Genomic DNA, 14,058 nt, shown 5'->3' on the forward strand with positions numbered 1-14,058 from the left:
AGACGAAAAATATTAGAAAACGTATCATTTTCGATGGTGATCGCCCAGCATTAAACTTTATCTGTATCTGGCTTATAAATGTCGGATACATATCCAGTGTCAGTCATGCTTTCCACCTTTATGTAGTGTGTACTGTAAATAAAAACAGTTGTAATGGTTTTTGACGTGTTTTTAAGTTGAATCGGCTAATATGTAAACTAAAGTAGTATGAATAATAAATCACGAATTTTGTAATCTATTGAAATTAAATTGTTTTTATTTTTTGTCGAATCTTGAATCCACTTTTAACGTGCAAGCCCGCTTTTATTTGTCAGTGGAGTTAAATAAAACGGCTTTACATCAATAAGATACTAAATGTAGGATGATATTAATCAATAAGTTAAAGGGCCGACATTATAGGGCGAGCCCTTCAATAAGCGTTAGCAATATATGGAGCATTACTTGAAATCGGATTACATGTTGCAAGTCGCAAATGAAATTGGAGTTGTCAAAGATAACCCTCGTTTACTGATAATTGTCTCACATTCATTTATTGAAATGATGATAAAAACATTGCTAGAGCATCATGTTCCAGATTTATTGTTAAAAAACCATAATCAGCGTTTAGAAAAACTTAAAAAAGAAGCTGTTATAGATGAGTTTCAATTTGAATTATATGACTGGTTTAGAGAGTTAAGAAATGATGCTGTTCATACGCCAATTTTTAATCTAAAGGACTCAGATTTTGAAAGGTTGAGTGGTTTAGTAAAAAAAGAACAACTTGGTGTTGATTGCTTCCATAGTTTTTCTTTGAAATTAATAGCAGAATTATGGAATAAAAATTTAGCCGTACTCGGACCAGAGCACTTAAAAAAATATTGCTAATAAGGCGTTTAAACGGAACTAAAACAGTGGGTTACGTTTCGCTTCGCTACACATTATAACCCGCAATTTTAGTCCGCTTAACGCGGTGTTATGTTGCTATCAACAATGGAGTATTTAATGATACCTGAACACGGACAAGAGAAATTCCAATGTCCACACTGTCAAACAGTTGCGACTCAACGTTGGTTTAGCTTGAATAACGCAAGTACTATTGCAAACGATATACTCCATCACATTTATATGGACTATAGAACTGGAATTAAAGATTTCTACCAAACAAATTTGAAATCGTTCTTAGAAAACGTGGAACATGACTTCAGAAGGAATTTCTCTTCATTTGTTCCTACTGGATTTTCAGTATCAACGTGTTCATCGTGCGAAAAGTTCAGTGTGTGGGTAAATAAGGAAATGAAATACCCAAAGGTAATATCACTTTCTCCACCTAATTGCGATTTAGATGAAGATATAAAAGTGTTATATTTTGAAGCCTCTAGCATCCTTAATGATTCTCCTAAAGGCGCTACAGCTTTACTGAGATTGGCACTTCAGAAGTTATTAAAGCAGGTTGGAAAAAGCGGAAAGAATATCAATGCGGATATTAAGGAACTTGTTGCTGAAGGTCTTAGTCCTAAAATACAGCAAGCATTAGATTTGTTAAGAGTCGTTGGAAATAATGCTGTTCACCCTGGTCAAATTAATCTTGATGATAATGCTGATATAGCTCATAAACTATTTGGGATCTTAAATTTTATAGCTGAAGAATTAATTACAAAGCCGAAAGAATTGGAAAGTCTATACGCTGACTTAATTCCAACTGATACTCAAGAGCATATTAAGCAGAGAGATAAAGCTTAACCGCAACATAATCGGGTAGCCGGAGGGATCTAGCCTCCAGCCCCCACACTACCCTGCATGCGGCTCCGCACAGGGCGGTTCATTTAGAACTCCTAACTGACTTTCTGGTTAGGATAATGAACTGCGATCCATCCATCTCTTAGTGAATATAATCCTGCTTTCTTCAGATATTCATTACTCAGCGCTTGCTGTATCCCTGGTGTTTTCGAACTTCGCCATGGACCTTTGCTTGTGATCCCACAAGCAACAGCGGCTTGGATCCTGACGCCACGCTTAAGTAAATTCTGTACCTTGGTCCGTGGTTTTCGCCACTGACGCCAGTAGCACATACGAACACGACGACGAATCCAATGGTCTAAATCCATACACCCTTGATAAGCGTTGGCTATGCCAAAGTAGTTGATCCAGCCTTGCATGTATTGCCGCGCTTTAAACAGCTGATAACTCATACTCACGCCCCAGTTTCGGTTCGTTAATCGTCTCATCTTTTGTTTGAAAATGTGTAATGTTTTAGCATGCCACTGGATCTTGCCTCGGTTAAATGTAAACCCAAGAAACTTGCTTTGACCTACCTTAACCACTTGGCTTTTCGGTTCATTAACGGCCAGTTTTAGCTTAGTGGCCAGATATTGAGTAATGCTCTTGAGTACCCGCTCTCCTGCTCGAATAGACTTTACCAAAATCATGAAGTCGTCCGCGTAGCGGGCGAATTTATGCCCTCGGCTTTCCAGCTCTTTATCCAGACTCTCTAACATAATGTTAGAGAGTAATGGCGAGAGTGGGCCGCCTTGAGGCACACCTTCAAAGCTTGCTTCAAATTGGTCATTGACCATCACCCCTGCTCGTAGGTACTTACCGATAAGCGCTAATAGGCGCTTATCCTGTACTTTATTCCTTAGTTGAGTCATCAACAAATTTAGTGGGGTCAGTGTAAACTTTATGTCATTGCACTAAATCCGAAGCTCTAACACACTTTTGTCCAAAAACGAGTTGTTCTTAGCTTTCAAATGCCAAAATTCAACTCTGAACTTGAGGCCGTTGAAGAAAATGACGTGAGCCCAGACATGGATGTCTGGCTAGCTTTAGAGGGAAAGGGACGCCCCATCTGAAGCGTTAGCATTTTCGAATAAGGCCGAGGCCGATTCCAAATAGAGTTAAAAGCTTGATAGATTTCCGTCGCAATTTTTTCGCTGCTGTTGTTTGGTGAAAAAGCGAAAATGTTGCCGGAACGGCAGGGGTGATCCAAGAGGGGATTGCTGTTGATCCCCTTTTGGCCTGTGCAGGGTGGAACCTTGCGATCTTACTTCAAACGAAGTTTGAAAATTCAATTTAGTCAGTTCAGGGTAAACTTTTATAAAATAAAACCTTCCAACCCGCTTTTCTCCTAATGTAATATTCGGTATGTCAATTAAGTCTAGGACGCGAATTATTGGTTTGATTTTGTAAAGTCTGCAGTTCACGCATATCTTAGCCAAAACTAAAAGCAAAAAAACACCTGGGTCCCGGCTCAACAGCACTGCCGGGACGACGAGAAAGAGGTTAGTAATTTTCTATCATCTACGAGATATGGCTTAACGTGCTGTTACTGTTTAGTATAACTAATCCGATACACTGCATTGGCAAAGTCATCTGATACTAAAATAGAGCCGTCTGTTAAGGTCATTACATCAACAGGGCGGCCCCAGCTTTGTTCGCCGTCAAGCCAGCCGGTAGCGAAGGGTTGATAGTCGATCACCTTATTTCCTTCAAGGACCACTTGCATGATGCTATAACCGACTTTGTTCGTGCGATTCCACGAGCCGTGTTGGGCAATGAATATTGAATGGTGATATGTGGTTGGGAATAGTGTCCCTTGATAAAACTCCATGCCTAATGCCGCAACATGAGCGCCTAAGGTTAATGCCGGAGGTGTGTTCAGTTTGGCGGTTTTGGTGTTGGAAAAATCAGGATCGCTAATGTCAGTGTTGTGTAAATAGGGAAAACCAAAGTGTTGCCCAGTTTGAGTGACATGATTAAGTTCATCATCGGGTAAATCGTCGCCCATCATGTCACGGCCGTTATCGGTAAACCATAAATCGCCGGTAACGGGGTGAAAATCAAACCCAACGCTATTACGCACACCTTTAGCGACAATAGTAGTTTGTTTGGTGTCGATATTGAGTTTTAAGATGGACGCGAAAGGCAGCTCACTTTCACACACATTACAGGGTGCGCCCACGGGAATATACAAGTGTCCATCTGGCCCAAAGGCAATGAACTTCCAACCATGATGGGCTTTATTGGGCAGCTTATCGTAAACCAACTCAGGCGTTGGAATATTCGGTAAGCTGTTTTCAATATTAGGGTAACGCCAAATTTTATCGACTTCAGCCACATACAAACTGCCATTATGAAATGCTAAACCTGATGGCATAAACAAATCTTTAGCGATAACGATTTGTTTATCGGCTTTATCATCATTATCACTGTCAATAAGTGCATAAACATTGCCAGCCTTGCGGCTGCCCACAAATACCGTGCCTTTGTCGCCCAGCGACATTTGGCGTGCGTTTTCGATATTTTCAGCGTAAATATCAATACTAAATCCCTGTGGGAGTTGTATTTTCTCTAACGGTAACGCGAACACAGAAAAACTTAATCCCAAGCCACAGGTTAGGGCGGTTAACAATGTCGTAGGCTTTATCATAGCTATTCCTTACTCCTTACTCCTTATTCCTTACTGCTATTTAATCAACACTGTCTCTCGCGTGTTACCAATCTTTAATCATCTCTTTGACCATGGCCGCGGTGTTTTCAGGTTGCTCTAATGGGAACATATGGCCGCCATTAGGCAATGCGATTAATTCAATATCATTGAGTTTGGCGAAACGCACAAAATGTTTAATCGGGAAGATATTGGTTTTTTCGCCATAAATCAGCTTTGCAGGTACGGTTAACTTGTTTTTGTATTTAACCAGGTTGGTCGGTAAATGCCTGAATATGTCTGCTTCTACTGCAGGAGAGAAAGTCAGCTCAAGGCGTTTATTGCGCAGCACAACACTGGATGTTGCATAGTCTTGTAAGCAACGTGGGTCGAAGTTTTTAAACAATGTTTTCTGTGAAAAATAATCAACTAAATTGGTGTTTTCTGGCCACTGGTTCTGTCTTGTTTTCGCTTTACCCGCTGGAGATAATTTATCAATATAGGGTGTACGTTTAATCACGTTGAGTAAGTGAGAAAATGCCCCCGTGACCACTGGCGGGTCTAACATCACTAACCCTCGAAACAGTTCGGGGTGTTGGCAGGCCGCAATAAATGAAATAACGCCGCCAAATGAATGACCCACACAAATCACGGGTTCCTGCTGCTTCTTTATAAAATCAACAAGTTCAGTGACAAGGTGTTGCCAGTTGCTATGAATAGGATATAGCGCATTGTGGCCAAATTGGTTATGAGCGACAGTACGATAATCTGCCTCAAATTCAGCCAGAAAAGTTTTATAGCTCCCAGCTGGAAAGCCATTAGCATGCACTAGGTTGATCAGTGGTTTAGTCATAATGTCTCTAATGGATAACGCACTTTTGCTATCAAATAAAATCACCCTAGAGTGTTTTGTTTGTATTTTTTGATAACAAACAGTGTGTTTAATCCATAATATTTAGAATATTGTTGTTGGGTTTATTTGAGCCAGTTCTTCGAATTCTGGCGTTCGATTTTGCGCTTTAGCTTTGAAAATTTCCATCATATCGTTTTGCGGTTGGAACATGCCACTTTGCCAGACAGACATATAATTAAGGCTGTCTGCAACGCTGTGATCGCGTGCATAGTTAATCATCTCTTTACAACCGGCTACCGCGAGGGGCGAACGAGAGGCAATGTCTTCTGCGATGGCAAGCACTGCACTGAGCATTGATGCGTGATCGTCAAATACTTGATTGACTAAACCAGCTTGTTTGGCTTCTGCCGCTGGCATTCTGCGACCTGTGTAGGCAAGCTCTTTGACTAAACCGATAGAGATAAGCTTAGGTAAACGTTGTAATGTCCCGACATCGGCGGTCATGCCGAGTTTGGTTTCTTCGATACTGAAAAAGGCATCACTGGTGCAGTATCGGCAATCGGCCGCGGTGACCATATCTACCGCGCCGCCAATACAACCACCTTGAATGGCCATTAACACTGGCATACGTACAGATTCTAATACCGTGAAGCAGTCTTGCAATTTAAGCACTAAACGGCGTAATTGCTCGTGTTTACGGCCTAACTCCATTTTATCTGCGCCAGTGTTGGCACTAAATACCGCTAAATCCATCCCCGCAGAAAAGTGCTTGCCGGTAGATGAAATCACAATAGCTCTTGCTGCCGACTGATTATTGATGTCGTGGATTACACTCGGGAATTCATGCCAAAAATCGACATTCATTGAATTTAACGCATCGGGTCTGGTTAAGATGATGTGCGCCACTTTGTTATTAATATCAACGCTTAAGGTTTTGTAGGTTTTTGGTGTGGTCATGTCTATGTCCTTATAGTTGTTTTTATCGTTCTAATGTTGGTTTAACTAGATTGCTAACAATTGTTAGCGCTTATTTACAGCGCGCTAGTTACAAAGTCAGGGTGATATTACGGTCTTCAATGATTGCAGCATCAAGCGCGGCCAATATTGTTTGCCTCATTTTGAGCTTAGTTCCGTGATGAGCGGTCATATTGAGGGTTTGCATGTGTTTTGCGACCATCATGGCAGTACTCATTAATTGATCTGGTTCAACTACGTTATCTAAGAAGCCCGCTTCAACGGCTGTTTCTGGGCTAAATAATTCTGCATTAATGACCGCGCGAGTAAGGTAGTGTGTTGGAATGCGATTACGGGCGATTTCAATGCCGGCCTGGTGCATTGTCATGCCTATAGCGACTTCGTTTAAACCAATTTTAAATTCACCAGCACAGCCTATTCGATAATCACAACTGAGCATTAGAAATGCACCTTTAGCGATTGCATGACCGCTGCATACACCAATAATAGGCGTTGGAAAGGCTAACATTCTGCGTGACAAGCTAGAACCGGCGGTGACCAGTGCTATAGCAGCCTCTGAGCTTTGCTTCATGGTCTTTAAATCAAAGCCGCCAGAGAATATACCTGCTTGACCGGTGAGAATTACCACGGCTGCTTGCTGCTCTGCAGCATCTAAAGCACTATTAAGTTGTTCAATCACTTCAGGTGATATGGCATTCACTTTGCCATTATTTAAGCTGATGATATGAACGTTATTTTCAATCGTTACGTTAACTAATTGCATACTTCACCTAATGTTTTTCACGTTATTGTTGTTTTTAAGCGATTGTTATTATGTGTTTTAAGTTGTTTTCACTCTGTTTCAAAGCATCTTAACCCTAGCTTTGGGCGATAGACGCCCTTAGCTGTCTAGCTTTGATGTATTTAGTGTTTAACATACCGACTAAAACGCTTGCCGTAAATAGCATGGTAAGCGTGTAAATGGCTGGTGTGAATGACATTTTATAATTAGCGAGCAGTGTAAGTGCCATAAACATTGATAACGTACTGTTTTGCAAGCCCACCTCAATGGTAATTGAAGTACGTTGAGCAAAGTTAAGGCCAAACCATTTACTCGAGTAATAACCCAACAGCATGGTTGAAATATTGAGGATAATAGACACGGGACCAGCTGCAATCAGTGCTGGGATAACAATATCCTGTTGAATATAAGTCAAAAAGATAATCAGTAAGGTTAAAAATAAAATACCGAAACGTGACACGTGCACTTGTGTGCTTTCTGCTAGCTTTGGCGCATATCGCCTGATTAACATGCCCACCGCTATCGGTACAATGGTGAGTTTCATTAGACTGATCATGGTAGCCATAATGGGTAACTGAAACTCGCTGCCTTCACCCATAAAGTGAATAAGCGAGAAATTGAGCACAACAGGAATAGTAAACACTGTGATTAAACTGGCGACCGCAGTCATGGTGACAGACAAGGCGACATCCGCTTTGGCCAAATGTGAAAACATGTTCGATGTCGTGCCACCAGGACATAACACTAATAGCATGACACCCACCGCATATTCAGGCTCTAATGGCATGATACTGGCCAGCGCAAACCCTATGATTGGAAGCAGTAAGAGTTGATTCGTTAACCCAATGGCTACCGCTTTGGGGTATTTTATGACGCGTTTAAAATCATTGACCACCAGCGACAAACCCATTCCCATCATAATCAAGAAGATACACACTGGAATAATTTGTGTGTTGACCAACGTTATCAGTTCCATATTGTCCATAATAACCTCTAGTAAAAACGATAAACCTTAGCTAATAAAGGTAAAAGCTAGGCAATAGTTAGGGAAAACATCCGTTTTAAATTTGTTTGTTTATTCATTAACAGGTCGCATTGCCAGCGCTATAACCTGGCTATTTGCACACACCATTTGGGTTAACGACGATACCCACCGAAGCATCGGCAGTACCTGCTAACACCGTTTGATAAACATCGTTAACTTGCTTGAGGTCGTGTATATGATGAGTCGAGATATTGCCCTTACAAAAGTCGATATAACCGAGCAATGCGAGGCTCATTTGTTTCATCGTTTCTGTTGTGCCCCAATCTTTACTGCGTTTTTTAAGCTGTGTCGGGGCAAAAAAGAATGTCGGCGTCGCGCCAGGAAGATTGGTTTCTGCACCTGCTTGGCTGATATCGATGTCGTTGTGATGTGTAGCCCCAATGCGACAAGAGTAGGTGAGCTGTGAACTAAAATGATGGTGAATAGCCGCTAAAGTGGTTTTACCGCCAGCCATGTCGACGAGTATTGATGCTACTGTTGGGTCTAGCTCGGTTATTTGTTGATAACTGATGACCTTATCGTAACAACCAAGTGACTCCACAAAGGCTTTATTCGCCTGTGAGGTGATGCCGATGGCGGGACGTTCACCCCGCTGTTTGATGCAGTAAGCAAGGGCAATACTGGTTTTACTTGATGCACTGGTAATCAGGTATTGTTTGGCAGCAAAATACTGGTTGTCGAACATAAAGTCGTCAACCAACCAGGATGTGGTCAATAATCCGCGCAATAAAATATCGTAGTCTTCGTTTTGCTCGCGATAAAAGGGATTAGCACCCACGCGATCGAAATGATTGTAAACCGGAGATAAGCCTTCTCTGCAAGGATTAACATCACTAAAACCATACTGCGAAACATGTCCTGCCAGAATAATCAGGTGGGTCGCCATAGGCATAAATCCCCACACTCGTTCGCCCACTAATATCTGATCGTTTTTTGATTTAATTACTTCGGCATAGCCCATCACGGGCAAGCGTCCCCAATGTTGAGGTTCATTTGACGGGAAAAAACGCCAATATCCTAAGGCATCACCGGCAATACCGTAGCTGATATTATTGGCTGTTAGCGCAAATTTATCGACCCGCAATAACACTTCGTTGTGCGCCATTGGCGTAGTGATATCGACATCGATCACCCGAGTGGTTTGGAGATCATTTTTGCTGACTTCAAATACCGCAGCACGGTTTGGTGTAAATTGAGTAGCCGTCATAAATTACCTTTTTGTTATTATTGTATTGAAGTTAAAAAATCACTTATTGCCTTATTTACTTCGTTGGGTCTTTCATGTTGGATCCAGTGACTGGTTTGAGAAAAGCGTTTAATGGTGCAGTTCGGCACATATTCAATTAAGCCATCGAGGTTTTCATTCACGAATGCCAAATCTTGCTCGCCCCACAGCACAAGAGTGGGCAGATTAATGCGAATATTAGGTATTTTTAGCTCTGAAGTGTGTTTAACCTGATCGCATGAAGAGACGTTGGTGTCATGCTTAACATCAGTCTGGGTGTCGTTACGCGCAAGTTGTGGCATGGCACGATAATATTGCAACATGCCATTTATCGCCCCCGGTTGTCGCCAGACTTGCCGATAGGCATCTAACACGTCAGGGGTAAAAATAGCCGGTTGTTGGCTCTGCATAATCTTATCGACTAAGTAACGGTAATCATCTTGTGTTAGTAGGTTTTCCGCTTCTGCTCCAATAAGCTCATGAATATAAGCACTTTTACTGCGCTGATTTGAGTTGTTGATCATCTCACGGGTAAAGGTACTCGGATGCGCTGCATTTAATATCACTAAACGAGTTAACAACGAGGCGTTAAACGCGGCTAACGGCCAGGCAATTGCGCCGCCCCAATCATGGGCAATTAAGGTTACGGGATGATTTGGACTTATCGCGCCAATAAATTTACCCATAAAGCCAATCAGGTTTGGCACGGCATAAAACGCGGCATCAGTGGGTTTGTCGCTAAGGTGATATCCGGGTAAGTCGGGTGCGATTACCCGATATTGTTGGCCGAAAAATGCCAGTTGTTTACGCCATGTTCCCCAATATTCTGGAAATCCATGTAAAAAAACTAATGTTTCAATCGGCTGAGATGCTTGAGGACTTGACTCAACATAATGAATGTTAACACCATCGACGTCGATATAATGATGCGCTAGTGACATATGCCATCTCCATACTGAATATAAACTGAGTCAAGTCGAGCCAAATAAAGTGGGTTATTCGAAAAAGGTAACCGCAGTGCCAAGTGCTTCACGTTCGGTACGGGTATTATTGACAAGTGCCGTGTCATCGGCGTAACCAAATGACATGCCAAATAGAATGCCGCGTTCGTCAGGTAGGCCTAAGATTTCACGAACGGGATCAGGGAATTGCCCCAGCGCGCCTTGCATACAATTAGACACGCCGTGTTCTGCCATAATTAACGATAACGTTTGCGCGTAAATGCCTAAATCGACGGCACCCATAATGTCTAAATACTTGTCCATGGTAAAAAACACCGCATGAGGGGCATCAAAAAATTGCCAGTTGCGTACCATCGCCATTTGACGGGCTTTTTTATCTTCGCGAGCGATACCGACTGAGCTATACAGCGCATTCGCTGAACCAAATTGACGATCGCGATGTACTCCTTGATATTGCGGTAACCAGTTGAAATCTGGGTTAGGTGAGGCGCCGCTCATCAAGGTTTCAATAAACTTGGTTTTTAGCTTATCTTTTGTCGCACCAGACACCACACACGGTTGCCAAGGTTGGACATTACAATTTGAGGGTGAAAGTTGCGCACTAGAAAAGATTTGTTTTAAGACATTGTCAGGCACTGGCTTGTCTTGAAATGCACGAACTGAATAACGGTTTTTTAAAATAGATTCTATAGACATAGTGACAACTCTTATTGTTATTTATCATTAAGGCTATACCTGTTTTTCAGGCATAAATGAGTTTCTTACGGTCAAAAATCTGTAACGTCGGCAATATGCTTACTGACGTTACAGACGGTTGGGTTAATTAAAACTGGTACGAAATGTTCGCGCCAAAAGTACGTGGTTGATTTGGGTACCCATTAAAGCTGCCCGCCTGAATTGGAGGTGGGAAGGCCGATAATAAATACTCATCATTGGTTAAGTTACGCACCCACAGTTGCAAACTTAGGCCATTATCGAAGGCCAAGCCTGTACTGGCATTAAACGTATTGACTTCACGCGAAAGAGATTCAGGGGTATTTTCGGCAACTTTAACATCGCTTTCGTAGAGATAATCTGTACGAACATAACCATCTGCACCATTAAACACTTCAAAGTTATAGACAATCCCGGCAGTGATACTCACTTCATGAATACCCGCAGGTTTTTCACCAGACAAATCAACTGGGCCGTCTAAACCAGATGCTCCTTCAAACGAGTCATAAATTGGATCAAGGAAAGTACCTGCCAATGTAAATGACCAATCGTCGGTTAAGTTATAATTTGAATCAAACTCGATACCTTTGGTGCTTTGTTTGCCCGCATTCGCTAGCACATATCCCGTACCGATAAAGATTGATGATTGGAAACCTTCGATAGTTTGGTCAAATATTGTTGCGTTAAACGAGCCATTTTCAAATTGGGTTTTAATGCCAATCTCATACACCATGGCTTCTTCAGGTGAAGCATAGCGGCCACCATAAACTTGATTCGGCAGTGCGATACCTGCGGTTTCTATTGCAGCCTGATCTGAAGCAAAAGGACTTGAATAACGCGATAAATTCCACGATGTGGCTTTAAAGCCCGTTGCTGCTGTTGCAAAAACGTTAATATTGTCATTGATTTCATAAGCCAAACGCATAGACCAAGTGGCTTTACTGTCATCGGACTCATTGTTTTCTGCCGCATTAGGCAAACCTAACATCGGCGGTAAAAATTGCAGACTTTCTAATACAGGTACTGCAGGAGCAAGTTGTGGAATGTTACCAATAGGCACACCATATAATGTCGGTACGGTGGCTAAATCAAGCGCAGAAAGCACATCGTTATGGTTTTGAGAAATGGTGATTTCTTTTTGGTCATTGGTATAACTCACACCAAAAATTGCCGTGAATTGGTCATTAATGTGGTAATCAAAACTGGCAAATAAAGAATACGCATCGTTGTCTTGTTTAAACTCTGAACTGACTGCCGTGTTACCTGAAAAAAATGTGCCAGCATCAAGACCATAAGCGCCTTCTACACCCGAGAGCAAACCTGGTGCGCCACCTGCTGACATGAGGACATCAAAGTAATTTCTCATGTCATTGCCGTAATACAACGTGTCGCCTGTAGTGACTTCTTCATGGAATATGAATGCACCAAACATCCACTCTAATTGACGTTCGTCCGTTGATGCGAGGCGAAATTCCTGAGTCATGGTATCAATGTCGGTATAGCCACCTTCGTTGAGAATATCCAAAGAGGTGTAATCAACATCATTCATAAAATCAGATTCGTTATTACGTACCGCACTGATTGAGGTAAATGAGTAACCGTCAAAATCAACATCCAGTTGCAGTGATACGCCGCCGTCTTTAACGTTGTTGATGGGGTCTGAGTTCAATGCTGATTTATATGCAAAAGAGCTGGTTTCGTCTAAATCCACTCCACCTAATGCCCGTACAGCACCGGTAGTTGGTCCATTGATTGAGTTTTCAACCGTACAACATGCCTCGTTTATTTTGCTGTAATCTGCGATTAAGCGCAGTTTTACATCTTCAGTCGGTTCATACAGAGCTTGTCCACGCACATTCCAACGATCTTTGTCGTTAATATCACCTAAACCCGAAACCGATTCTGTATAACCATCACGAGTATTAAAACCGCCCGAGACACTAAAGGCCAAATTATCGGTTATGCCATTGGTGTAATAACCTTTCATTACTCTTTGGTTAAAATTGCCAATACCCGCTTCAATTTTACCTTCCTGGTAATAGGCCGGCTCGCGTGTGCTGACACTAATGACACCTGCTGAAGCATTTTTACCAAACAAGGTACTTTGCGGGCCGCTTAATACTTCAATTTGTTGCAGTCTTGGTAAGTCACCAATTTGAGCTGCTGCGCGTGAGCGATAAACACCATCGATAAATACCCCAACAGAGGGCTCAATACCGGTGTTATTGGTACCATTACCAAAACCACGAATGGCAAAGTTAGTATTGGTTGAACGCTGTAATGGGGTAACACGTAAGGTGGGCACTAAAGTTTGTAAGTCATCAATGTCCATGACTTTGGCCTGTTCAATGGCTTTACTGCTGACCACAGTGATTGCAACAGGTGATTCTTGTAATCCTTTTGCTCTTTTTGAGGCGGTGACAACAATACGTTCCATATCGTCATCTTTTTTTATTGGCTTCTCATCATCGGCATAAGCGGTTGAACTGAGTACACCCAACACCGCTAACGAAAGAACAGAGTACTTAAAAATCTGTGATTTATTATTCATTTATTTCCCCAGATAAAGACTAATTGCTATTAAACAAGCTTAACTAATACGTTGAATTACCAAAGATATATACGACGCTTAAGCGTTCTTGTTTGTAATGTGTAATTATCGATCTTTGTAAAACAGCTATATTCAATAACAACAAGGGGAATCAACAGCACAACATTTTCTTCTCAAATTTCTGATCGAAAACTTATCCTGAAAATACGAAATTACCACTTATAGTGAACAATTAACCGCCAAATCATGCTAGGGCGTGTTACAACATTAAACAAATCAATTATTTTAATAAGCAACTATTCATATAATGAATAATAGGGCAGTAAACTAGTGTTTTTACTCAAATTTAGTCGTTGAGTGTTGATTAGTAGGTTATACGAAGCGTGGATGGTTAGGCTTTTTATGGATGAAACCCACTGCTAACTATAATTATGACGAATGTGTACATATAATTATTATGCATTTGGATAATACTTAAAGTTAATTTAGCATCAGAGATACGCTATTTTGAGTGGATGCTATAAAGGTATCGACTTATTTCTAACCCATT

The 14,058-nt window shown here is 41.6% G+C and carries 12 protein-coding genes; 2 read left to right on the top strand and 10 right to left on the bottom strand.

Annotated elements, in window-relative coordinates; translation table 11 throughout:
- The first annotated feature begins 441 nt into the window (after nucleotides 1-441).
- Together AC19MX_RS15640 and AC19MX_RS15645 are read left to right on the top strand one after the other, a co-directional pair.
- Entirely contained in the window at nucleotides 442-864 is a 423-nt protein-coding gene (locus AC19MX_RS15640) for a DUF4145 domain-containing protein (protein WP_432400297.1), read from the top strand.
- A 117-nt stretch (nucleotides 865-981) separates the two neighbouring features.
- On the top strand, nucleotides 982-1,719 hold the full coding sequence (locus AC19MX_RS15645) for a DUF4145 domain-containing protein (protein ID WP_432400298.1): 738 nt from the start codon (nucleotides 982-984) through the stop codon (nucleotides 1,717-1,719).
- A 92-nt stretch (nucleotides 1,720-1,811) separates the two neighbouring features.
- Here the strand turns inward: AC19MX_RS15645 and AC19MX_RS15650 are convergent, their stop codons facing one another.
- The 10 genes from AC19MX_RS15650 to AC19MX_RS15695 form a co-directional block, all read right to left on the bottom strand.
- Entirely contained in the window at nucleotides 1,812-2,627 is an 816-nt protein-coding gene (locus tag AC19MX_RS15650; protein ID WP_432400299.1) for a reverse transcriptase domain-containing protein, read from the bottom strand.
- Between the two features lie 674 nt (nucleotides 2,628-3,301).
- On the bottom strand, nucleotides 3,302-4,405 hold the full coding sequence (locus AC19MX_RS15655; RefSeq protein WP_432400300.1) for a PQQ-dependent sugar dehydrogenase: 1,104 nt from the start codon (nucleotides 4,403-4,405) through the stop codon (nucleotides 3,302-3,304).
- Between the two features lie 64 nt (nucleotides 4,406-4,469).
- Complete coding sequence (locus tag AC19MX_RS15660) at nucleotides 4,470-5,255, bottom strand: alpha/beta fold hydrolase (RefSeq protein WP_432400301.1); 786 nt, start codon at nucleotides 5,253-5,255, stop codon at nucleotides 4,470-4,472.
- A 102-nt stretch (nucleotides 5,256-5,357) separates the two neighbouring features.
- Nucleotides 5,358-6,212 (bottom strand): crotonase/enoyl-CoA hydratase family protein, encoded by an 855-nt coding sequence (locus AC19MX_RS15665; RefSeq protein ID WP_432400302.1) that lies wholly within the window; start codon nucleotides 6,210-6,212, stop codon nucleotides 5,358-5,360.
- Between the two features lie 88 nt (nucleotides 6,213-6,300).
- Nucleotides 6,301-6,993: a crotonase/enoyl-CoA hydratase family protein gene (locus AC19MX_RS15670; protein ID WP_432400303.1), complete on the bottom strand. Its 693-nt coding sequence runs from the start codon at nucleotides 6,991-6,993 to the stop codon at nucleotides 6,301-6,303.
- Between the two features lie 94 nt (nucleotides 6,994-7,087).
- Nucleotides 7,088-7,987 (bottom strand): bile acid:sodium symporter family protein, encoded by a 900-nt coding sequence (locus AC19MX_RS15675; RefSeq protein WP_432400304.1) that lies wholly within the window; start codon nucleotides 7,985-7,987, stop codon nucleotides 7,088-7,090.
- A gap of 139 nt (nucleotides 7,988-8,126) precedes the next feature.
- Nucleotides 8,127-9,263 (bottom strand): DUF2855 family protein, encoded by a 1,137-nt coding sequence (locus tag AC19MX_RS15680; protein WP_432400305.1) that lies wholly within the window; start codon nucleotides 9,261-9,263, stop codon nucleotides 8,127-8,129.
- A 17-nt stretch (nucleotides 9,264-9,280) separates the two neighbouring features.
- Entirely contained in the window at nucleotides 9,281-10,222 is a 942-nt protein-coding gene (locus tag AC19MX_RS15685; protein WP_432400306.1) for an alpha/beta fold hydrolase, read from the bottom strand.
- Between the two features lie 54 nt (nucleotides 10,223-10,276).
- Nucleotides 10,277-10,939: a nitroreductase gene (locus tag AC19MX_RS15690; RefSeq protein WP_432400307.1), complete on the bottom strand. Its 663-nt coding sequence runs from the start codon at nucleotides 10,937-10,939 to the stop codon at nucleotides 10,277-10,279.
- Nucleotides 10,940-11,066: 127 nt separating this feature from the next.
- Nucleotides 11,067-13,508 (bottom strand): TonB-dependent receptor, encoded by a 2,442-nt coding sequence (locus AC19MX_RS15695; RefSeq protein ID WP_432400308.1) that lies wholly within the window; start codon nucleotides 13,506-13,508, stop codon nucleotides 11,067-11,069.
- Nucleotides 13,509-14,058 lie beyond the last annotated feature (550 nt).

Source organism: Shewanella sp. MF05956 (assembly GCF_059758055.1).

Coding starts and splice junctions, on each gene's coding strand:
- AC19MX_RS15645 (WP_432400298.1), top strand. CDS start 982: ATGATACCTGAACACGGACAAGAGAAATTCCAATGTCCACACTGTCAA.
- AC19MX_RS15650 (WP_432400299.1), bottom strand. CDS start 2,627: ATGACTCAACTAAGGAATAAAGTACAGGATAAGCGCCTATTAGCGCTT.
- AC19MX_RS15655 (WP_432400300.1), bottom strand. CDS start 4,405: ATGATAAAGCCTACGACATTGTTAACCGCCCTAACCTGTGGCTTGGGA.
- AC19MX_RS15660 (WP_432400301.1), bottom strand. CDS start 5,255: ATGACTAAACCACTGATCAACCTAGTGCATGCTAATGGCTTTCCAGCT.
- AC19MX_RS15665 (WP_432400302.1), bottom strand. CDS start 6,212: ATGACCACACCAAAAACCTACAAAACCTTAAGCGTTGATATTAATAAC.
- AC19MX_RS15670 (WP_432400303.1), bottom strand. CDS start 6,993: ATGCAATTAGTTAACGTAACGATTGAAAATAACGTTCATATCATCAGC.
- AC19MX_RS15675 (WP_432400304.1), bottom strand. CDS start 7,987: ATGGAACTGATAACGTTGGTCAACACACAAATTATTCCAGTGTGTATC.
- AC19MX_RS15680 (WP_432400305.1), bottom strand. CDS start 9,263: ATGACGGCTACTCAATTTACACCAAACCGTGCTGCGGTATTTGAAGTC.
- AC19MX_RS15685 (WP_432400306.1), bottom strand. CDS start 10,222: ATGTCACTAGCGCATCATTATATCGACGTCGATGGTGTTAACATTCAT.
- AC19MX_RS15690 (WP_432400307.1), bottom strand. CDS start 10,939: ATGTCTATAGAATCTATTTTAAAAAACCGTTATTCAGTTCGTGCATTT.
- AC19MX_RS15695 (WP_432400308.1), bottom strand. CDS start 13,508: ATGAATAATAAATCACAGATTTTTAAGTACTCTGTTCTTTCGTTAGCG.